The 20,529-nt window shown below is 74.7% G+C and carries 17 protein-coding genes and 1 tRNA gene; 9 read left to right on the top strand and 9 right to left on the bottom strand.

Going from position 1 to position 20,529, the window contains the following annotated elements:
- Positions 1-72: 72 nt before the first annotated feature.
- Entirely contained in the window at positions 73-588 is a 516-nt protein-coding gene (locus tag ACPYO4_RS03715) for a hypothetical protein (RefSeq protein WP_425707865.1), read from the bottom strand.
- A gap of 197 nt (positions 589-785) precedes the next feature.
- On the opposite strand from ACPYO4_RS03715, the gene ACPYO4_RS03710 reads away from it, so the two are divergent.
- A tRNA-Arg gene (locus tag ACPYO4_RS03710) sits at positions 786-858 on the top strand.
- An 87-nt stretch (positions 859-945) separates the two neighbouring features.
- Here ACPYO4_RS03710 and ACPYO4_RS03705 read toward each other — a convergent pair.
- A complete protein-coding gene (locus ACPYO4_RS03705) occupies positions 946-1,707 on the bottom strand; it encodes a glycerophosphodiester phosphodiesterase family protein (RefSeq protein WP_425707864.1) in 762 nt (253 codons plus the stop codon).
- Between the two features lie 14 nt (positions 1,708-1,721).
- On the bottom strand, positions 1,722-2,867 hold the full coding sequence (locus ACPYO4_RS03700; protein ID WP_425707863.1) for a M23 family metallopeptidase: 1,146 nt from the start codon (positions 2,865-2,867) through the stop codon (positions 1,722-1,724).
- A 428-nt stretch (positions 2,868-3,295) separates the two neighbouring features.
- Between ACPYO4_RS03700 and ACPYO4_RS03695 the strand changes: the two genes are divergently transcribed.
- Together ACPYO4_RS03695 and ACPYO4_RS03690 are read left to right on the top strand one after the other, a co-directional pair.
- Entirely contained in the window at positions 3,296-7,186 is a 3,891-nt protein-coding gene (locus ACPYO4_RS03695) for a multifunctional oxoglutarate decarboxylase/oxoglutarate dehydrogenase thiamine pyrophosphate-binding subunit/dihydrolipoyllysine-residue succinyltransferase subunit (protein ID WP_425707862.1), read from the top strand.
- A 109-nt stretch (positions 7,187-7,295) separates the two neighbouring features.
- The gene (locus tag ACPYO4_RS03690) at positions 7,296-7,892 is read left to right on the top strand and encodes a GDSL-type esterase/lipase family protein (protein ID WP_425707861.1); all 597 of its coding nucleotides are present in this window, start codon (positions 7,296-7,298) and stop codon (positions 7,890-7,892) included.
- A 525-nt stretch (positions 7,893-8,417) separates the two neighbouring features.
- Here ACPYO4_RS03690 and ACPYO4_RS03685 read toward each other — a convergent pair.
- The 5 genes from ACPYO4_RS03685 to ACPYO4_RS03665 form a co-directional block, all read right to left on the bottom strand.
- Positions 8,418-9,389, bottom strand: a complete 972-nt coding sequence (locus ACPYO4_RS03685; RefSeq protein ID WP_425707860.1) for a zinc-binding dehydrogenase — start codon at positions 9,387-9,389, stop codon at positions 8,418-8,420.
- Between the two features lie 50 nt (positions 9,390-9,439).
- Positions 9,440-10,300, bottom strand: coding sequence for an SDR family oxidoreductase (locus tag ACPYO4_RS03680; protein ID WP_425707859.1), 861 nt, complete (start codon positions 10,298-10,300; stop codon positions 9,440-9,442).
- 82 nt (positions 10,301-10,382) lie between these two features.
- Positions 10,383-10,457: a 50S ribosomal protein bL37 gene (locus ACPYO4_RS03675; protein WP_425707921.1), complete on the bottom strand. Its 75-nt coding sequence runs from the start codon at positions 10,455-10,457 to the stop codon at positions 10,383-10,385.
- Between the two features lie 162 nt (positions 10,458-10,619).
- Positions 10,620-10,940, bottom strand: coding sequence for a mycothiol system anti-sigma-R factor (rsrA, locus tag ACPYO4_RS03670; protein WP_425707858.1), 321 nt, complete (start codon positions 10,938-10,940; stop codon positions 10,620-10,622).
- Positions 10,937-11,653 carry a sigma-70 family RNA polymerase sigma factor gene (locus ACPYO4_RS03665; RefSeq protein WP_425707857.1) on the bottom strand — a complete coding sequence of 239 codons (717 nt, stop codon included), beginning with the start codon at positions 11,651-11,653 and terminating at the stop codon, positions 10,937-10,939. The genes rsrA and ACPYO4_RS03665 overlap by 4 nt, the downstream gene beginning before the upstream one ends.
- A gap of 78 nt (positions 11,654-11,731) precedes the next feature.
- Here ACPYO4_RS03665 and ACPYO4_RS03660 point away from each other — a divergent pair, with 78 nt between their 5' ends.
- The 6 genes from ACPYO4_RS03660 (at position 11,732) to ACPYO4_RS03635 (ending at position 19,916) form a co-directional block, all read left to right on the top strand.
- On the top strand, positions 11,732-12,226 hold the full coding sequence (locus ACPYO4_RS03660; protein WP_425707856.1) for a DoxX family protein: 495 nt from the start codon (positions 11,732-11,734) through the stop codon (positions 12,224-12,226).
- A gap of 60 nt (positions 12,227-12,286) precedes the next feature.
- Entirely contained in the window at positions 12,287-13,588 is a 1,302-nt protein-coding gene (aroA, locus tag ACPYO4_RS03655; RefSeq protein WP_425707855.1) for a 3-phosphoshikimate 1-carboxyvinyltransferase, read from the top strand.
- A gap of 13 nt (positions 13,589-13,601) precedes the next feature.
- Positions 13,602-14,663 carry a ribosome small subunit-dependent GTPase A gene (gene rsgA / locus ACPYO4_RS03650; protein ID WP_425707854.1) on the top strand — a complete coding sequence of 354 codons (1,062 nt, stop codon included), beginning with the start codon at positions 13,602-13,604 and terminating at the stop codon, positions 14,661-14,663.
- A complete protein-coding gene (gene hisN, locus ACPYO4_RS03645; RefSeq protein ID WP_425707853.1) occupies positions 14,660-15,466 on the top strand; it encodes a histidinol-phosphatase in 807 nt (268 codons plus the stop codon). The genes rsgA and hisN overlap by 4 nt, the downstream gene beginning before the upstream one ends.
- Before the next feature lie 107 nt (positions 15,467-15,573).
- The gene (locus ACPYO4_RS03640; protein WP_425707852.1) at positions 15,574-16,770 is read left to right on the top strand and encodes an exonuclease SbcCD subunit D; all 1,197 of its coding nucleotides are present in this window, start codon (positions 15,574-15,576) and stop codon (positions 16,768-16,770) included.
- The gene (locus tag ACPYO4_RS03635) at positions 16,770-19,916 is read left to right on the top strand and encodes an AAA family ATPase (protein ID WP_425707851.1); all 3,147 of its coding nucleotides are present in this window, start codon (positions 16,770-16,772) and stop codon (positions 19,914-19,916) included. Before ACPYO4_RS03640 ends, ACPYO4_RS03635 begins: the two co-directional genes overlap by 1 nt.
- 163 nt (positions 19,917-20,079) lie before the next feature.
- Here the strand turns inward: ACPYO4_RS03635 and ACPYO4_RS03630 are convergent, their stop codons facing one another.
- Complete coding sequence (locus ACPYO4_RS03630) at positions 20,080-20,526, bottom strand: DUF6912 family protein (RefSeq protein WP_425707850.1); 447 nt, start codon at positions 20,524-20,526, stop codon at positions 20,080-20,082.
- Between the last annotated feature and the right edge of the window lie 3 nt (positions 20,527-20,529).

Genomic DNA, 20,529 nt, shown 5'->3' with positions numbered 1-20,529 from the left:
CTCGGCGACGGGTGACGCCCGCGGCGGTGCGAGACCGACTACATGGTGCGGGCCCGCGGCCGGGGATGCCGACTACAGCGGGTGGGCGACGTACATCTCGTAGACGGGCCACGCCTCGCCGGCGAGCGTGAAGACCAGGCCGCGGCCGTTGTCCCACAGGTACTGCACCGGGGCGGCGGGGTCTGTGGTGTCGAGGATCCGCAGCGTGCCGGTGCCGTCGGTGTTCGTGTCCTCCTGCTGGCGCACGGTGGCGCCGGCGGCGACGAGCTCGTCCGCGAGCGACTGCGTGAACTCGTCGACGGCCTCCTGTGACGTGAAGCGGGCGGCGCCGTAGGACACCGAGCTCGTGCCCGAGGAGTACGTGCCCTGCCAGCCCTCGACGGCGCCGCCCGTGGTCGCGCCGTCCCACGTCTCCCAGTCGCCCGTGAGGGAGTAGGTCGTGGCCGCACCCTCGTCGTCGGTGTAGACGATGCTGGTCTCGATGCGCGGACCGAGGTCACGGTCGTCGAGGGCCGGCCCGCGTGCCGCGTCGAGGATGAAGGTGCCTCCGACGATGACGGCGAGCAGCACCACGGTCGAGACGATCATGGTGACGATGAGCCGGGTGTCGGACCGTCCCCCCGCCCGTACCACCATCCGTGCGCCCCTCGAGCTCGTCCCCACCGGCCGCGGCCGCGGCGCCCCGTCGGGACACCGGTGGACAGGGTACGTGGTCGGGAGCACTCCCAGCTGCGTCGGAGCGCGGCCCGCGGCGGGATAGGATGCTCGGGCGCCTGCGGGCGTATGCCCCCGTAGCTCAGTGGATAGAGCGTCTGCCTCCGGAGCAGAAGGTCGCTGGTTCGAATCCAGTCGGGGGTACTTTCGCGCCCACCCCACCCCGCGAGTGAGCGGACTTCCGCCCGACGAGTGAGCGGACCTCTGCCCGTGCGGACCCGCCGGACCCGCTCAGTGCCAGGGACCGCGCCGGTCCAGGACGTCGATGAGCAGGCTCGGACGGTCGGTGATGATCCCGTCGACACCCAGGTCCAGGAGCCGCTCCATGTCCGCGCGGTCGTCGACCGTCCACACGTGGACCTGCAGCCCGCGCCGGTGGGCCGCGGCGACGAACCGGGTGGTCACGACCGGGATCCCGCGGTGGCGCTCGGGTACCTGGACCGCGACGACGCCGTCCTCCGGCCCGGGCAGGCGCCGCACGAGCCGGTGGCCGACGACGGGCAGGACGGAGCCGACGACGAGGCGCGCCACGGACGCGGGCCCCAGCGAGGCGGCCACGTCGAGCCGCTCGCGCATGCGCGCGAGTCGGTCGTCGGAGAAGGCGGCGAGGCAGACGCGAGCTGTGGCACCGGCGTCGTGGAGCACGTCCGTGAGGGGCACGGCCACCTCGTCCGTCTTGGCGTCGATGTTGAGCCGGAGGTCGGGATGCGCGGCGAGGACGTCGACGAGCCGGGCAGGAGGTCCCCCGCCCTCGACGGACAGCGCGCGGACCTCCGCCCACGTGCGGGCCTCGAGGGGGCCGTCGGCCGTCGTCGTGCGCGCGAGGTCGTCGTCGTGGAAGAGGACCACCTCCCCGTCGGCCGTGAGCCGGGCGTCCGTCTCCATGACGACGCCGAGGGCGGCGGCGTGCGCCGCCGCGGCAGCCGTGTTCTCGGGCACCTCGTGACGGCCGCCGCGGTGGGCGATCGCGACCGGGCCGGGGCCGTCGAACACGTGGGCGACCACGGTCAGCAGGCCTCGGAGGGTTCGACGGCGCCGAGCGAGGCGAGGTAGTCGTTCGGTGCGACGGTCTCGCCGTCGACATGGACCTCGAGGTGGAGGTGCGGACCGGTGGAGTTGCCCCAGGAGCCGACGTCGGCGATGTGCTGGCCGGCGGAGACGGTGTCCCCGACCTGGACGTGCACGCCCGACGGCGACATGTGCGTGGACCAGGTCTCGAACGTGCGGCCGTCGACCTCGTGCTCGATGATCACCAGCGTCCCGGAGCGGCCCTCGATGCCCTCGCCGGCGTGCGTGACGACACCGTCGGCGACGGCGTGGATCGGGGTGCCGAAGGGGGCGGCCCAGTCGTCGCCGGTGTGGAAGCTCGGGGACCCGGTGATCGGGTGGGTGCGCCAGCCGTAGCCCGAGGTGTCCCGGTAGGTGCCCGACTCCAGCGGCCGGACCACGGTCTCCTCCGAGGCCAGCGCCGCACGGGTGCCCGAGGCGGCGACGTCGGGCGAGCACCGCAGCTCGGAGCGGGCCTCGGTGCGGCTCGCCGCCGCGTAGGTGGCGCGCGCGTCGGCTCCCCCGCTGGCGAGCAGCTCCGAGGAGACGGTCGTGCCCGTGTCCGCGCCGTCGTTGAGGACCGAGTAGGTCGGGGCGGTCAGCGCCTCCACCTGCGGGCCGGCCAGGAGCTGCGCCTCGGCGGTGGCACCCGAGTGCTGGAACGCCGGGAGGGCGACACCGAGGGTGCCGACCGCGGCGGCCGCGGCCACGACGGAGGTACGGACGGCCCGGGAACGACGACGCGCCGGGCGCGTGCGGGCCCGGAGCTCGCGTCGCGTCGGGTGGGCGCCGGACGGTGACCGGCGGGCGACGGGCGCGGCGTCCGCCGGGGCGTCGGTCGGCCGGACCGGCGTGGCCGGCCGCGCCGGCGTGGCCTTGACGGATGTCTCACGAAGGTCACGGCGACGGACACGGGGGGCGGCCGACCGTCCACCCTCGACGGCGGGCGTCGTACCGTCGCCGGCCGCGACCTCCCCGGCGGGCCCGGCCGCGTGCGTGGTCCGAGCGTCCTGGCTGGTCACCGCAGCGATCCGACCCTCGTGGCCGTGCGCCGCCCGCAGGTCCCGTCGCCTGAGCCGGGCGCTCGGGAGGGCGGGTTCAGACATGACGGCAAGGACCTCTCGCGGGGGTTGTCGGGCACAGGTCCGCGCCAGCGACATGGTCGGGCCACGTCTGGCAGCGGTTGATCACGATACGGTAACTGTCCCGGACCGGAGGGTCCAGGGGCTCGGGCGCCTCGGTGACCAAGCACACCCGCGCCGACGAGGCCGAGGCTACCGCCGGTCGGGCCCACGTCGGACCGGTCGTCCACAGGGCGACGAGGTCCACCGAGGCTGGGCAATCGGGACCATCGCCCGGCACGAGCGAGGGTGGGTCTTGACCGCTGCTTGACAACCGGCTCCTCGCGGGCTCCGTCGGCGGGTGAACTTGGCTCCGGAGCGGCCCGGGAGTGGGGTTCTGGCACCCGTTCGGCATACGCTGAACTGCGGCAGAACGCGCTCCCCCACGACTCGGAACAAGGCGGTTTCCCACGGTGTCCACCCAGGCTCACGACAACTTCGGCCCGAACGCATGGCTCATCGAGGAGCTGTACGAGAAGTACCGCCAGGACCCCACGTCGGTCGACGAGTCGTGGCAGACCTTCTTCGCCGAGCGTGACCCTGAGGGCCCGGCCGCCGGCACGCCCGTCCGCGCCGCCGGGCCCGGCACCGACGAGAGCGGCTCGGGCACGCGCACCACGGCCGGACCGGACGCGGCACGGGCCTCGACGGACGCCGCGCCGGCAGCGGGCGCCCCGTCGTCGTCGGTCTCCGACGACGAGACCACCAGCGACGACGCGACCACCTCGACCCCGGCCACGCCGAGCCGCACGGACCCCGACCGCGTCACCTCCGCCCCGACCCCCGAGACCCGCCCCTCCGACCCGCGCGGACGCGTGTCCGACTCGGCCGTGCAGGTCATCCGCGGCGACCTGCCGCCCGCACCGCCGGTGGAGGCCCAGGCCGCGACCGCCACCTACCGCGACTCGTCCAAGCCGATCGCCCGGTACAACACCGAGGGCGCGGAGGACGAGGTCGTCAAGCTGCGGGGCGCGAGCCAGCGCACGGCCAAGAACATGGAGACCTCGCTCGAGATCCCGGTCGCCACCTCGGTGCGGGCCGTCCCGGCCAAGGTTCTCGTGGACAACCGGCTCGTCATCAACTCCCACCTCGCGCGCTCCCGCGGCGGGAAGGTCTCGTTCACGCACCTCATCGGCTACGCGATGGTCGAGGCGCTCGCCGAGGTGCCCGACATGAACTACTCCTACGGCAGCACCGAGGACGGCAAGCCGGCCCTGGTCCGCCCCGCGCACATCAACTTCGGCCTCGCGGTCGACCTGCCCCGGCCCGACGGCACGCGCACGCTCGTCGTCCCCAGCGTGAAGAAGGCCGACACCCTCGACTTCGCCGGGTTCGTCGCCGGCTACGAGGAGCTCGTGCAGAAGGCGCGCACGAACGACCTCACGGTCGAGGACTTCCAGGGCACCACCGCGACCCTGACGAACCCGGGCGGGATCGGCACCGTCCACTCGATTCCCCGCCTCATGAACGGGCAGGGGGTCATCGTCGGTGTCGGCGCGATGGACTACCCCGCCGAGTACCAGGGCGCCTCGGAGCAGGCGATCGCCCGCCTCGGCGTCTCGAAGATCCTCACGCTCACCTCCACCTACGACCACCGGATCATCCAGGGCGCGGCGTCGGGCGAGTTCCTCCGGGCGATCGCGACCAAGCTGCTCGGCGAGGACGGGTTCTACGACCGCGTCTTCGTCGCCCTGCAGGTGCCCTACGAGCCCGTGCGCTGGAAGAAGGACACGGAGTTCGACGCCGAGAACGAGCTGGGCAAGCCCGCCCGGATCGCGGAGCTCATCCACGCGTACCGCTCGCGCGGCCACCTCATGGCCAACACGGACCCGATCTCCTACCGCCAGCGCCACCACCCGGACCTCGACATCACGAACTACGGGCTGTCCCTGTGGGACCTCGAACGGAAGTACCCCACCGGCGGCTTCGGCGGGAGCAACCGGGCCACGCTGCGGGAGATCCTCAACAACCTGCGCGACGCCTACTGCCGCACCGTCGGCATCGAGTACATGCACCTCGCCGACCGCGCCCAGCGCACGTGGTTCCAGGAGCGCCTCGAGCGGCCCTACGCCAAGCCGGACTCCGAGCAGCAGCTGCGCATCCTGTCGATGCTCAACAAGGCCGAGGCGTTCGAGACCTACCTGCAGACGAAGTTCGTCGGCCAGAAGCGGTTCTCGCTCGAGGGCGGCGAGTCGCTCATCCCGCTGCTCGACACGATCCTCAACGGCGCGGCCGAGGCGGGGCTGGACTCCGTCGCGATCGGCATGCCCCACCGCGGGCGCCTCAACGTGCTCGCCAACGTCGCGGGCAAGTCCTACACGCAGATCTTCGGGGAGTTCGAGGGCAACTTCGACCTCGCGGGCTCGGGCGACGTCAAGTACCACCTCGGCACGGAGGGAAAGCACGAGGCGCCCGACGGCGCGGTGACGAGCGTGTACCTGGCCGCCAACCCCTCGCACCTCGAGGCGGTCGACCCCGTGCTCGTAGGCGTCGTGCGCGCCAAGCAGGACCGGATCGACCTTGGCGACAAGGGCTACTCGGTGCTGCCGGTGCTCATCCACGGCGACGCCTCGTTCGCCGGCCAGGGCGTGGTCACCGAGACCCTCAACCTGTCCCAGCTGCCCGGCTACCGGGTGGGCGGCACGGTGCACATCATCGTCAACAACCAGATCGGCTTCACCACCTCGCCGGCGTCGTCGCGTTCCTCGTACTACGCCTCCGACGTCGTCAAGGGTCTGCAGATCCCGGTGCTGCACGTCAACGGGGACGACCCCGAGGCGGTCGCCCGGGTCGCCGAGCTCGCGTTCGAGTTCCGGGAGGAGTTCCACAAGGACGTCGTCATCGACCTCGTGTGCTACCGCCGACGCGGTCACAACGAGGGCGACGACCCCTCGATGACGCAGCCCGTGATGTACCGCCTCATCGACGAGAAGAAGACGGTGCGGACCCTGTACCAGGAGTCGCTCATCGGGCGCGGCGACATCACCGAGGAGCAGAGCGCGCAGGCGGTCGACGAGTTCCAGCGCACCCTCGACGAGGGCTTCGCCGCCTCCAAGGAGCGGGAGTCCCGCAGCGGCGGCGACTCGGTGGCCGGCCTCGAGAAGCCCTCCGCCCAGCAGGAGGACGCCGGCCTCATGGTCGGCTGGACGACCGCGGTCAACCGCGCGGTGGTCGAGCGGATCGGCGAGGCGCACGAGCGCGTGCCGGACGGCTTCACGCTGCACCCCAAGCTCAAGCAGCTCACCGAGCGGCGCGCGACCATGTCGAGGGAGGGCGGCATCGACTGGGGCATGGGCGAGCTCATCGCCTTCGGCTCCCTGATGATGGAGGGCACGCCCGTGCGGCTCGCCGGGCAGGACTCGCGCCGCGGCACGTTCGTCCAGCGCCACGCGGTCTTCCACGACCACGTCGACGGCAAGGAGTGGACGCCGCTGCGCTTCCTCACCCCCGACCAGGCCAAGCTGTGGATCTACGACTCCTCGCTGAGCGAGTTCGCCGCCATGGGCTTCGAGTACGGGTACTCGATCGAGCGACCCGACGCGCTCGTGCTGTGGGAGGCGCAGTTCGGCGACTTCGTCAACGGCGCCCAGACCATCATCGACGAGTTCGTGTCCTCCGCCGAGCAGAAGTGGGGCCAGTCCTCCTCGCTCGTGCTGCTGCTCCCCCACGGCTACGAGGGCCAGGGGCCGGACCATTCCTCGGCGCGCATCGAGCGGTTCCTCACGCTGGCCGCGCAGGACAACCTGCTGCTCGTGCAGCCCTCGACCCCGGGCAGCTACTTCCACTTCCTGCGCCAGCAGGCCTACGCGCAGCCGCGCCGGCCGATGGTGGTCTTCTCCCCCAAGCAGCTGCTCCGCCTCAAGGCGGCGGCCGCGTCGGTGGAGGACTTCACCGAGGGCCATCTCCGGCGGGTCATCGGTGAGGTCGACGAGCAGGTCCTGGCGGCCGGCGGCCAGGTCGACCGGGTGCTGCTGTGCTCGGGCCGCGTGTACTACGACCTCGCGGCGGCGCGGAAGAAGGCCGGCGACGAGCGCACCGCGATCATCCGCCTCGAGCAGCTCTACCCGGTCCCCACCGAGGAGGTGCTCGCCGCCCTCGAGCCGTTCGGCGACGCCGAGCTCGTGTGGGTCCAGGACGAGCCGGCCAACCAGGGTGCGTGGCCGTTCCTCGCCGCGAACCTGCACATCTCCGACCGTCCGATGAAGCTCGTCTCCCGCCCGGCGGCCGCCTCGCCGTCGGCCGGGTCCGCCAAGACGCACGCCGCGGAGAACGCGACGCTCATGGCGGACGCCTTCCGGCGCTGACCCGGGCCGCGGGTGGGCGTCCGCTCGTGCGGCCGCCCACGTGCGTGCCGGCCGCCGTGGGGCAGGATGGGACGACCCCGCGCACGGCGGGGCGAGCAGAAGGAGGGGTATGAGCGACGGCGTGCGGATCTGCGTGCTCGGCGACGAGCTGGTGGCGGGGCAGGGCGACGCCCGGGCCCTGGGCTGGGTCGGCAGGGTGCTGGCACGCACACGGCACGCGACCGACCCCTTCGTCGCCGCACTGCCGGTGCCCGGCGAGACGTCCACCGGCCTGTCCGCGCGCTGGGAGACCGAGACTGCCACGCGGTTCGGACCCCGGACCGACAACCGGCTCGTCGTGGGCCTGTCCGCGGCCGATGTCCTCTCCGGCGTCTCGACCGCCCGGTCGCGCCTCAACCTCGCCAACGTGCTCGACGCCGCCTCGGCCTCGGACGTGCGCTGCTTCGTCGTCGGTCCGCCGCCGCGCCTGCGGGTCGACGAGCGCGCGCTCGCGACCGTCTCCGATGCGTTCGCGGACGTCTGCCGCAGGCGGCACGTCCCCTACGTCGAGACCTTCCAGCCGCTGCGCTCGCACGAGCAGTGGCTCGCCGACATGTACGCCGGAGACGGCACCGTGCCGGGTCAGGCCGGATACGGACTGCTCGCGTGGCTCGTGCTCCACGAGGGCTGGCACGCCTGGCTCGGCGCCGAGGACCGCGCCGCCTGACGGGCTGTGCACCGTCTGACGGGCTGTGCACCGTCTGACGGGCTGTGCACCGCCTGAGGGACTGAGCGCCGCGGAACGGGCTGAGCACCTCCTGACGGGCTGTGCACCGCGGCTCTCCGGAACGTCGCGATGGGCCCGACATGTCCGAGCCGGACCGCGCACGGTAGCTGTCAGCCCGTAAGGGACACGTAGACAAGTGCAGGCCGTCAGCAACACGTTGACCACTGTCGGCCGGGTGCTGTCAGGCTCGCGGCCCTGTGGTCCAGTCCGACGACGGTGCCCCAGGCGCCGAGAGCACGATGTATATGCCGAGGACACGACGTAGGCGCCGAGAGTACTGCCGGCGGATGTCCACTCGGCGACTTGCTCGTGCCCTCGGTCCGGACCCCGCGTCCTCGGCACAAACCCGCGTCCTCGGCGACTTGCCCGCGCCCTCTGCGCGCACCCGCGCCCTCGGCACAGACCCGCGCCCTCTGCGCGCACCCGCGCCCTCGGCACAGACCCGCGCCCTCGGCGCGATACGGGTCAGACCGACGGCTCGACCACGAGCTTGCCGGCGATCTCGCCGCGGGCCATGCGCCGAAGTCCGGTCGGCACGGCGTCCAGACCACCGATGACCTCCACGCGCGGCCGGACGCCCGTGGTGACGAGTGCCCGCTGCAGCGCCTCGAGCTCGTCGCGCGTGCCCATGGTCGACCCGAGCACGTTGAGCGACCGGAAGAACACCCGGTTCAGCTCGGCCGGCGGCGCGTCGCCGGAGGTGGCCCCGCAGACGACCACCGAGCCGCCGGGCCGCAGCGAGCGCAGCGAGTGCGCCCAGGTGGCCTGCCCCACCGACTCCACGACGAGGTCGGCCCGCCCGGAGAGGCGTTCGCCGCTCTCGAGCACCTCGTGGGCACCGAGGTCGGCGGCGAGCGCCCGTCCTGCCTCGCTGCGTGAGGTCGCGGCCACGCGGGCGCCCATGAGCCGCGCCAGCGTGATCGCCGCGCCCGCCACACCACCGGTGGCCCCCTGGACGAGCACGGTGTCCCCCGCGCGCACGCGGCCCACGGTCGTCAGCATCCGGTAGGCCGTCAGCCACGCCGTGGGCAGGCACGCGGCCTCGGCGAACGTCAGCTCGGGCGCCTTGTCCACGACGTTGCGCGCCGGCACGAGCACGTGCTCGGCGAACGTGCCGAGGTGGAGCTCGGACAGCAGGGTCCGCGCCGGGTCGAGGGTCTCGTCACCGGTCCACGCCGGGTCGCCGACGACGGCGTGGACGATCACCTCCCGCCCGTCCTCGGTGACGCCCGCGGCGTCACAGCCGAGCACCATCGGCAGGCGGTCGGACGGCAGCCCGACCCCGCGCAGCGACCACAGGTCGTGGTGGTTGAGCGCGGCGGCGCGCACGGTCACGCGCACCCAGCCGGGCGGGGCCGTCGGAGGCTCGATCTCCCCGACGACGAGCCCCTCCAGCGGGTCGTCCTGGTCCTGACGGGCGGCGTAGGCGGCGCGCATGCCACCAGGGTAGGTCCGGTCCGGTCGACGACGCCCGCCGCCGTGGACCGTCAGCCCTCGACCGACCCGAGGTGGTCGCGGAGGCTCTCGGGCGGGCGTCCGGTGACCCGCAGGACGTGGTCGCTCGCCGGCACCAGCTCGCCGGCCGCGATCGCCGTGTACGTCGACACCCAGGCGTCGTACTGCCACTCGGGAGCGTCCCACGCCCGGCGCGACTCGTAGGCCTCGGCGATCGACTCGTCGTGGTAGACCACCGACCGGCCGGTCACCTCGGTGATGGTCGCGGCGACCTCGGTCAGGGAGAGCTCCTCGGGCCCGGTGACGTCGTAGGTCGCGCCCTGGTGGTCCTGCGGTCGCTGCAGGACGGCCGCTGCGACCCGAGCGACGTCCGCGCGGGTGACGGACGCGACGCGCCCCGTGCCGGCGGGCCCGCGCAGGACGCCGTCCGCGCCGGTCATCGCCTCGAAGAAGTCGGTGTAGAAGGCGTTGCGCAGGAACGTGTACCTCGGGCCCGCGGCGATGATGTGCTGCTCGGTGGCCCAGTGGTCCCGGGCCAGGGTGAACGTGGCGTCGGGCGCCGCACCGAAGAAGGACAGGTAGACGACGTGCCCGACGCCGGCAGCGACGGCCGCGTCGACGAACCCGCGGTGCTGGTCGAGCCGGTCCGGGTGCTCGGCGCCGGAGACCATGAACAGGACGTCGACCCCGTCGAGCGCCGCGCGCGACACGCTGGAGTCCTCGTAGGTGCACCCCACCACCGCGGCACTCGGCAGGTCGGGCGCGCTCCCGGGCCGGCGGACGAGCAGGCGCTGGGCGAGGCCGGCGTCCGCCAGCTGCCGGGCGACGAGCGAGCCGATGTGCCCGGTGGCCCCGGTGACGGCCAGGGCGGGAAGGGACTCGAGGTGCGGCACGAGAGCTCCTCTGCTGCGGCGGGTGGGGATCGTCCGGGGTACGGCGAAGGCCCCCGACGTCGTCGGGGGCCTTCGGACCTGCTCAGGCGTTGGGCCGCTTGCCGTGGTTGGCCGAGCTGCTCTTGCGGGCCTTCCGCTTGCGTCCGCGCTTGGACATGCGTGACTCCTCGAGGTTCGTATCGTTCCCGCGCCGCGGGAGGACTGGACGGGCCATCCTCCCACACGCCGGGCCGGCCGCGCGGGGCGGACCCCGCTCACCGGCGCGTGGGAGCCGGGGACGCAACGCCCGCCGGCGCGTGGGGACCGGGTACCCCGCCGTTCAGCGGCGCTCGACGGCGATGCTGACGACCGAGAGCTGCGAGACGATGCGCGCTCGCAGCGAGGCGGGCGCCTGCTCCGTGCACGAGCGCTGGAGGATCGCCTTGACGTGCGCGGCGGCGTCGACCTCCCCGCGGCAGGTCTCGCAGGTCAGGACATGACGCCGGAGCCGCTCGCGGTGGGCGTCGCCGAGCTCGGCGTCGAGGAACTCGTACACCTGCTCGCTCAGCTCCTCGCAGGAGCACGGCCCCGCGGGCACGTCGGCCTCGACGGCCCGCGTGATGCGGTCGGCCAGCCCGTCGTCGTCGTAGGGCGTGGTCACTTCGTCACCTCCGTACGGATCCCGAGGTCCCGGGCGTGGTCGGCGAGGAGCTCGCGGAGCTGGCGGCGGCCCCGGTGCAGGCGGGACATCACCGTCCCGATCGGCGTCCCCATGATCTCGGCGATCTCCTTGTACGCGAATCCCTCGACGTCGGCCAGGTACACGGCCAGCCGGAAGTCCTCCTGCAGGCCGGCGAGGGCGTCCTTCACCTCCGAGTCGGGCAGCGACTCCAGCGCCTCGGTCTCCGCCGAGCGCAGCCCGGTGGAGGTGTGGGAGGCCGCCGCGTGCATCTGCCAGTCCTCGACCGCGTCGGCGTCCGTCTGCAGGGGCTCGCGCTGCTTCTTGCGGTACGTGTTGATGTAGGTGTTCGTGAGGATCCGGTACAGCCACGCCTTGAGGTTCGTGCCCGGGCGGTACTGGTGGAACGCGGCGAACGCCTTGGTGAACGACTCCTGCACGAGGTCCTCGGCGTCGGCCGGGTTACGGGTCATCCGCATGGCGGCGCCGTACAGCTGGTCGAGGAACGGGAGCGCCTCGAGCTCGAAACGGGCCGCCCGCTCGTCGTCGGTCTCGCCCGCGGGCGCGCGGTCGGGATCGTCCCCGACCTCGTCGGGTGTGGTCACGGCGCCGGGGCCCGGCGCGTCGTCGGTGGTCATCCCGGCCCAGACTAGACCGCGGGCGGCCGCGGGACGGGCGAGAGTTGCCGTGGTCATACGGTCGACAACGGGTCCGACGTGCGGATCTATTCCGCCCGCGTGCCTCGGGCCGCCCGATGTGGCAACAATGGTGACATGAGCCTCCACTCGATCATCGCCCGCCCGCTGCTCGCCGCGCCCTTCCTCGCCGACGGCATCGGGGCCATCACGCAGCCGCAGCGCCACGCCGAGAAGGTGGAGCGCGTCCGCCCGACCCTGGAGAAGCTCGGTGTCCCCGAGCAGGTCACCGCGGCGCCGGAGCTCCTCACGCGTGCGCTCGGCGTCGTCACGACCGTGTCCGCGCTGGCGCTGGCCACGGGCCGCAGGCCCCGCACGGCGGCCTTCACCCTCGCGCTGGTCACGGCGCCGGTGGCGCTCGCCCGCAACCCCGTGTGGACCGCGCAGGGCGAGGAGCGCAAGGAGATGACCTCCGACCTGCTCGCGTACGCCGGCCTCGTGGGTGGCCTGTTCACGGCCGCCGCCGACCGGGACGGCGAGCCGTCGCTGCGGTGGCGGATGAGCAACACGCTCGAGCAGCGCCGCGACATCAGGGCCGCCAAGGCCGAGGTGAAGGACAAGTACACCGACTGACGCCCGCACGGGGCGGCGGGACCCGGGTCCGGCCGCCCGGCCTGGCTCTACCCTGGGCACGTGACCACCACCGACATCTGGCCCGCCCCCCGCTCCGGCGGACCCCTGGACGCCACGGCCGACGTCCCGGGCTCGAAGTCCCAGACCAACCGGGCCCTGCTGCTGGCCGCGATCGCCGACTCACCCACGCTGCTGCGTCGCCCGCTGCGCTCGCGCGACACGCTGCTCATGGCGGAGGCCCTGCGCGCACTGGGGGCCCGCATCGACGACGTGGGCACCGACTGGCGGGTCACGCCCGGCCCGGTCGTCGGCGGCACGTCGATCGACTGCGGCCTCGCCGGCACGGTCATGCGGTTCGTCCCGCCGCTGGCCGCGCTCGCCCCCGGTGCCACGCGCCTCGACGGCGACGAGCACGCCCGGGTGCGGCCGATGGGCCCGCTCGTCGCGGCGTTGCGCGGGCTCGGCGTCGAGGTCGACGCCGCGGGCGGACCCGGCGCCGAGGTCCTCCCGCTGACGGTCCACGGCCGCGGACGTCTCGAGGGCGGCCCGCTCACCGTCGACGCCTCGACGTCCTCGCAGTTCGTCTCCGCGATCCTGCTCGTCGCCCCGGCGTTCGACCGGGGCGTCGACCTGCGTCACGTCGGCCCGCCGATGCCGTCGCTGCCCCACGTGACGATGACGGTCGAGACGCTGCGCGAGCGCGGCGTCGAGGTCGAGGTGCACGAGTCCGACGGCGTCCCGGTGCGCTGGGTGGTCGCCCCCGGGCCGGTCCGCGGCGGTGAGGTCACGATCGAGCCGGACCTGTCCAACGCCGGCCCGTTCCTCGCGGCCGCCGCGGTCACCGCCGGGACCGTGCGCGTCCCGGGTTGGCCCACGAGCACGACCCAGGCCGGGGACGCGATGCCCGGCCTGCTGGCGATGATGGGCGCCGAGGTCGACTGGCCGGCGGAGGACGTCCTGTCGGTCACCGGCCCCGACGAGCGCGAGCTGCGCGGCGTCGACATCGACCTGCACGACGTCGGAGAGCTCACCCCCACCCTCGCCGCGGTCGCGGCCCTCGCGATGACACCCTCCCGGCTGCGCGGGATCGCGCACCTGCGCGGCCACGAGACGGACCGGCTGGCCGCGATCGTCACCGAGCTGCGCCGCCTCGGCGGCAGCGCCCACGAGACCGAGGACGGCCTCGTGATCGAGCCCGCGTTCCTCCACGGCGGGACGGTTCAGACCTACGGCGACCACCGGATGGCGACGTTCGCCGCGATCCTGGGCCTGCGGGTCGACGGGGTCGGGATCCGCGACGTCGGGACCACCGCGAAGACCATCCCGGACTTCGTCCCCCGCTGGAACGCGCTCCTGGGATGAGCGGGGCGAGGCGGTGAGCCGGCGCGACGTCGGGACGGACGACGAACGGGTCCGCGTGCGCCCCGGCAGGGGCACGCGCCCGCGCACGAAGACCCGCCCCGCCCACGACGACGCCACGCCGGGCACCGTCCTGGCCGTCGACCGCGGCCGCTACCGGGTGGGGACCGCGGACGGGACACGGGTCACCGCCGTCAAGGCGCGCGAGCTCAACCGCACGCGCACGGCCGTCGTCGTCGGGGACGAGGTCGCCCTCGTCGGCGACGTCAGCGGCGAGGTCGACACGCTCGCCCGGATGGTCGGCGTGGCGGAGCGCCGCACGGTGCTGCGGCGCAGCGCGGAGGACGGCGACACGGTCGGCGTCGAGCGGCCGGTCGTGGCCAACGCCGACCAGCTCGCGGTCGTCACGGCGCTGGCCGACCCGCCCCCGCGGCCGCGGATGATCGACCGGTTCCTCGTGGCGGCCTACGACGCCGGCATGGACCCCCTCCTCGTGCTGACGAAGTCCGACCTGACGGGGCCCGACGAGCTGCTCGCGGGGTACGCGGCGCTCGAGGTGGGCCACGTCGTCGTCGGCGGGATGGGCGAGGCGCCCGGGGCGGACGGGGCGGTGCGCGGGCTTCAGGAGATGCGTGGTCTGCTGGCGGGGCGTACGACCGTGCTCGTCGGGCACTCCGGGGTCGGCAAGTCCACGCTCGTCAACGCGCTCGTCGAGGGCGCCGAGCGGGCCACGAGCCACGTCAACGAGGTGACGGGTCGCGGTCGGCACACCTCGAGCTCCGCCGTCGCGCTCGAGCTGCCGGGCGGCGGATGGGTCATCGACACCCCGGGCGTGCGCTCGTTCGGGCTCGCCCACGTCTCCGCCGACTCCCTGCTCGCCGGCTTCACCGACCTCGCCGGGGCCGCGGAGCTGTGCCCGCGCGGGTGCACGCACGCCGACGACTCCCCGGACTGCGCGCTCGACGACTGGGTGGCCGAGGCCGACGGCGCGACGGCCGAGGCCCGGGCGGCGCGCCTGGAGTCGTTCCGGCGGTTGGCCGCGGCGTTGCACGGGGTTCCGGGTACGGTCGAGCGATGAGCACCGGCCCCACCAGGCGTATCGACGACGACCTGCGCCTCGCCCACGTGATCGCCGACCAGGTGGACGCCCACACGACGGCCCGCTTCGGCGCCGTCGACCTCGAGGTCACCGCGAAGCCGGACCTCACCCCCGTGACGGACGCCGACCGCGGTGCTGAGGAGCTCGTGCGCGCCCAGCTGGCCCGCACGCGGCCGCGCGACGCGATCATCGGCGAGGAGATGGGGGCGACCGGGCACTCGCAGCGACAGTGGGTGGTCGACCCGATCGACGGGACCAAGAACTTCGTGCGCGGCGTGCCGGTGTGGGCCACCCTCATCGGGCTCGTCGAGGACGGCGAGGTCGTGCTCGGGGTCGTCTCGGCGCCGGCGCTGCAGCGGCGCTGGTGGGCCGGCAGCGGGACGGGGGCGTGGACCGGACGCTCGCTCTCCTCGGCGCGCCAGCTCCAGGTCTCCCGGGTGAGCGACGTGTCCGACGCCTCCCTGTCCTACTCGTCCCTCGGCGGCTGGGCCGAGCGCGGCCGCCTGCGCGCCTTCCTCTCCCTCGCCCAGGAGTGCTGGCGCACCCGCGCGTACGGCGACTTCTGGAGCTACATGCTGCTGGCCGAGGGCGCTGTCGACGTGGCGACCGAGCCCGAGCTCGCGCTGCACGACATGGTGGCGCTCGTCCCGATCATCACCGAGGCGGGAGGACGGTTCACCTCCCTCGACGGCGAGGACGGTCCCTGGGGGACCGACGCCGTCGCCACGAACGGGCACCTGCACGACCTCGTGCTCGAGATCCTGTCCGGCCAGGAGGACTGAGGCCGCCGCCGGGCCCGTACCCGGGGCGGGCGGGCCCGTCCCCGGGGCGGACGGACAGGCTGTGGACGCCGCGGGCGATGTCGGCCGGTCCGCCTACCGTGAGCACCATGCGGATCCTGCACACCTCCGACTGGCACCTGGGCCGGACCCTGCACGGCGTGGACCTCACGGAGGCGCACGCCGCCTACCTCGACCACCTCGTCGAGGTCGTGCGCTCGGAGCGGGTCGACGCCGTCGTCGTCGCGGGCGACGTCTACGACCGGGCGATCCCGCCGGCGGACTCCGTCACGCTGCTCGGGGAGGCCCTCGCGCGGCTGACCGAGCTCACGCGGGTGGTCCTCACCCCCGGCAACCACGACTCCGCCGTGCGCCTCGGGTTCTCGGCCGCCCTGCTCGACGAGCGCCTGTCGATCCGCACCCGGGTGCCCGACGTCGGCCGGCCCACCCTCCTCCCGGACGCCGAGGGCGGCGTGGGCGCGTACGTGTACCCGCTGCCCTACCTCGATCCGGACATGGCGCGCGCCGACCTCGCCGAGCCCGGCGACGACGGCGAGCCGGTCCGGCCGCCGCGCAGCCACGAGGGCGTCGTCACGGCGGCGATGGCGCGGGTGCACGCCGACCTCGCGCGCCGCAGGGCCGGCGACGCCACCCGCGTGCCGGCGGTGGTCATGGCGCACGCGTTCGTCGCGGGCGGCGAGGCGAGCGAGTCCGAGCGGGACCTGCGGGTCGGCGGGATCGAGGTCGTGCCCTCGGGGGTCCTGGCGTCCGGCACCGCGGACGTCGACTACGCGGCGCTCGGGCACCTGCACGGCCCCCAGCGCGTCGGCGGGCGGGTCCCGGCCCGGTACTCGGGCTCGCCGGTGGCGTTCTCCTTCTCCGAGGAGCACCACGTGAAGTCCAGCGTGCTGGTCGACCTGGCGGGCGGGGAGGTGTCGACCGAGCTCGTCGAGGCCCCCGTGCTGCGGCGCCTGGCGACCCTGACCGGCACGATCGACGAGCTCACCTCCGGGTCGTTCGACCACCACGCCGGGGACCACGTGCGCGTGCGGGTCACGGACGCCACGCGCCCCGCCCACATGCGGTCCCGGATCCTCGAGCACCTCCCCCACCTGCTGGTCCTCTTCCACGAGCCCGATGGCGCGACACCGGTGGTCGGGCCGCTGCGGGTGACCGCCGCGGAGGACCCCGTCGAGATCGCCGCGCAGTTCGTCGCCGACGCCGGCGGCGCCGAGGCGACCGCACCGGAGCGGGACGCGCTCCGCGCGGCGGTCGAGGCCGCCGAGGCGATGCGGCGGTCCGCCTGATGCGCCTGCACCGGCTCACGCTCGAGGCCGTCGGCCCGTTCGCCGGTCGGCACACGATCGACATCGACCGGCTCGGGGCGTCCGGCCTGTTCCTGCTCGAGGGGCCGACCGGGGCGGGCAAGACGACGATCGTCGACGCGATCGTCTTCGCGCTGTACGGGGACGTCGCGGACACGGGCGGGTCGCACCGCAGCCGGATGCACTCGCAGCACGCCGAGCCGGGCGTGGAGCCCGTCGTGGACCTCGTGCTGTCCACCTCACGGGGCGTGTACCGGGTGCGCCGGACGCCCGCCTACCAGCGACCCAAGCAACGCGGCACGGGCATGACGACGGTCAACCCGACGGCGCGCCTGTGGCGGCTCGCCTCCGACGACCTCTCCGCGGTGCCCGAGGGCGAGGAACCGCCGGGCGAGCAGGTCTCGGCGCACGTCCAGGAGGTCGGCACCGAGCTCGGCTCGATCCTCGGGCTGACCAAGGAGCAGTTCACGCAGACGGTCGTGCTGCCGCAGGGGCAGTTCGCGCGTTTCCTCCGCGCCGGCGTCGCCGAGCGGCAGCAGGTCCTCCAGCAGATCTTCGCCACGTCCCTGTACGAGGACGTCCAGTCGATCCTCGCGGACCGGGCCCGTGCCTCCCGTGCGGCCGCGCAGAGGGCGGCCGAGGCGGCGGGCCGGCGGGCGACGGCCGTCGCGGAGCACGGCCGCCTGGACGAGGGCGGGCGCGATCGGCTGGTCACGGCCGCGGAGTCGATCGACCCGGACGCTGCGGAGGAGGTGCTCGGCCCGCTGCTGGCGGAGCTCTCGACACGGCGGGCGGCGGCGGCAGACACGCACGAGGCGGCCCGCGCCGCGGACCGGGCGGCCCAGGAGCACCTCGACGCCCAGCGCGCGCTGCACCGCGCGATCACGCGGCGTACCGCGCTGCTCGCCGAGCGGGCGACGCTCGAGGCCGCGGCCGGCGAGGTCGAGCTGAGCCGGACGGCGCTGACCTCGGACGCCGCCGCACGACCGGTCGTGGTCGCGCTCGACGCCGCCGATCGGGCCGAGCGGGCGCGCGACCACGCGCTGGACGAGCTCGTCACTCTGGCCGAGCGGTCCGCCGATGGTGCCCCGGACGGGCTCGTCGCTGCCGCTGAGCAGTTTCCCGAGGGAGAGCCGGACGGGCAGGCCCCCGGGGGTGCCCCGGCCGGGCTCGTCGCGGCCGCCCGGTCCGGGGACGGGGACCTCGCCGCCCGTGCCGACGCGCTCGACGCCGAGCGGGAGCGTGCCGCGACCGAGCAGGGGCGCCTGGCGGCCCTGGTCGCCACGGAGGCCGGCCTCGCGGACCGGCGCGCGCGGATCGCGAGGAGCGAGGCGGGCATCGCCGACCTCGACCGCCGGATCTCGGGCCGCGCGGAGGCGATCCGGTCCCTGCCCGGCGCGCGGGCGGAGCTGCTCGAGCAGCGCCGGGCGGCGCAGGTCGCGGCCGCCGGGCTCTCGGGTGCCCGGGCGGCGGTCACCGACGCGGAGGGTCGGCTCGCCGCCGCCCGGCTCGCCGAGCGGCGACGGACGGAGCGCGACGCCGCGAGCGAGGCGCTGACGGCCGCGCGCACGGCCGCCGAGTCCGCGCAGGCACGCGAGAACGAGCTGCGCGCCCGCTGGCGGGACGAGGTCGCCGGGCGCCTGGCACGCGACCTCGTCGACGATGCCCCGTGCCCGGTGTGCGGTTCCACGGACCACCCCGCCCCCCGGCCGGGCTCCGACCGGCCGGTGAGCGACGAGGACCTCGCGGCCGCCGAGCAGTCCCGGGCCGGCGCCGACCGCGCGTTGTCCGCGGCGTCCTCGACCCTGGCCGCCGCCGAGGAGCAGCTCACGGCGGCGACCGCGGCGGCGGGCGAGCTGAGCGTCGACGACGCCACCGATACCCTCGCCGCCGCCCGGGCCGCCGTGGGCGCGGCCGAGCAGCAGGTCGCGGAGGTCGCCCGGCTGGACACCGCACTGGCCGAGCACGACGCCCGAGCAGCCCGCGAGTCGGAGCTCCGTGCCGCGGACGAGTCCGAGCGTGCCGCGCTCGCGGCCGGGCTGGACGCCATGCGCACATCGCTGGAGGACGACGACCGCGCGGTCCGCGACGCCCGGGAGGGGCACGCGTCCGTCGCCGACCGGGCCGCCGCGCTCGGCGCCCGCGCAGCTCGCGCACGAGCGCTCGCCGGCGCCGTGCGCGAGCTGCTCGACCGCAGGCGGTCCGCCGAGGCCGCGCGCGCGGAGGCCGACGCACACCTGACCGGCTCGGACCTCGCCGACGCCGAGAGCGCTCGGGCGGCCGTCCTCACCGAGGACGACCGGCTCGCGGCGCAGCGACGGGTCTCCGCCCACGAGGCCGGCACCGCGCGGGTCGCCGCGGGCCTCGCCGAGGACGAGATCGCCGCGCTCACCGAGCGGTCGACGGCCGACCCCGGGCAGGCCCAGGCGGCACGGGAGGCCCGCGCGGCGGAGCTCGAGCAGGCGTCCGCGGCGCACGACGCGGCCCGCCGCACCCTGGAGGACACGACGGCGGCGGCCCGGACCCTGCGCGACGAGATCGCCCGGCACGCCGCCGACGCGGAGTCGGACACCCCCCTGGTCCGGGTCGCGGACCTCGCCGCCGGACGCGAGTCCCGCACGGGCATCACCCTGGCCACCTACGTGCTGCTGCGCCGGTTCGAGGAGGTGCTGGCGGCGGCCAACGACCGCCTGACGACGATGTCGTCGGGGCGCTACCTGCTCGAGCGCACCGACGAGCGGGAGGAGGGGGTGCGTGCGCGCGCCGTCGGCCTCGGCCTCAGCGTTCTCGACACGCACACCTCCGCGCCGCGGGCGACCCGCACCCTGTCCGGCGGCGAGACCTTCTACGTCTCGTTGTCCCTCGCGCTGGGGCTCGCGGACGTCGTCGGTGCCGAGTCCGGCGGCATCGAGCTCGGCACGCTGTTCGTCGACGAGGGCTTCGGCACGCTCGACCCCGAGACCCTCGACTCGGTGATGAACGAGCTGGGCGCCCTGCGCGACCACGGGCGCACGGTAGGGCTCATCAGCCACGTGGGCGAGATGAAGCAGCGCATCGGCGACCAGGTCAACGTCCGCCACCGACCCGACGGACGGGGCTCCACGCTGACCGTGCGGGCGGGCGGCTGACCGCGGCGGCCGGGCGGCTGACCACGGCGGCCGGGCGGCTGACCACGGCGGCCGGGCGGCTGACCACGGCGGTCGGGCGGCTGACCACGGCGGTCGGGCCCCGCTCCGGGGCCTGACCGGCCTGAGACCGATCGGCGGTGCGACCGGGCGGACGCCCCCTCGCTCAGCCCTCGAGGATCGTCGCCCGCTCGCTCGGGTCGAACCACATCAGGTCGAGCTCGGCGACACGTTCGAAGACCTCGTCGTCCCCCGCCGCGGCGGCCTCGACGTCGACCTGTACGGACGCCTCGTCGACGTGGATCGCCGCGACGGCGTCCCAGCCGACCGGTGCCTCGAGGCGGACGAGGCTCGGGAGCCCGCCCGGCACGGGGATCGCCGCGCCGTCGGCCACGTCGGCCGAGACGACGACCCTGCGAGCCGCACCGGGCGCGTCGAGCTCGGAGCGGCGGCGCACCGAGTCGTCGGCGGCGGCGAGGAAGGCGACGAGCTCCAGGCCCTCCTCGTCCTCGTCGGGCACGGCGGCGGCGAGGTCACGCGTCACGGCGTGCGCGTGGACCGCGCCGGGGGTGGCGGCGAGCTCGGCGGGCGTGGCGGGCAGGTAGATGCGCACGGG

The organism is Georgenia sp. Z1491, assembly GCF_049856175.1.
Taxonomy (GTDB): domain Bacteria; phylum Actinomycetota; class Actinomycetes; order Actinomycetales; family Actinomycetaceae; genus JB111.
This window is presented reverse-complemented; position numbering and strand designations above follow the sequence as displayed.

Bases quoted from the DNA above. Each gene is read 5' to 3' on its own strand.
- ACPYO4_RS03715 (WP_425707865.1), bottom strand. From the start codon at position 588: ATGATCGTCTCGACCGTGGTGCTGCTCGCCGTCATCGTCGGAGGCACC.
- ACPYO4_RS03700 (WP_425707863.1), bottom strand. From the start codon at position 2,867: ATGTCTGAACCCGCCCTCCCGAGCGCCCGGCTCAGGCGACGGGACCTG.
- ACPYO4_RS03690 (WP_425707861.1), top strand. From the start codon at position 7,296: ATGAGCGACGGCGTGCGGATCTGCGTGCTCGGCGACGAGCTGGTGGCG.
- ACPYO4_RS03685 (WP_425707860.1), bottom strand. From the start codon at position 9,389: ATGCGCGCCGCCTACGCCGCCCGTCAGGACCAGGACGACCCGCTGGAG.
- ACPYO4_RS03665 (WP_425707857.1), bottom strand. From the start codon at position 11,653: ATGACCACGGCAACTCTCGCCCGTCCCGCGGCCGCCCGCGGTCTAGTC.
- ACPYO4_RS03660 (WP_425707856.1), top strand. From the start codon at position 11,732: ATGAGCCTCCACTCGATCATCGCCCGCCCGCTGCTCGCCGCGCCCTTC.
- hisN (WP_425707853.1), top strand. From the start codon at position 14,660: ATGAGCACCGGCCCCACCAGGCGTATCGACGACGACCTGCGCCTCGCC.
- ACPYO4_RS03640 (WP_425707852.1), top strand. From the start codon at position 15,574: ATGCGGATCCTGCACACCTCCGACTGGCACCTGGGCCGGACCCTGCAC.
- ACPYO4_RS03635 (WP_425707851.1), top strand. From the start codon at position 16,770: ATGCGCCTGCACCGGCTCACGCTCGAGGCCGTCGGCCCGTTCGCCGGT.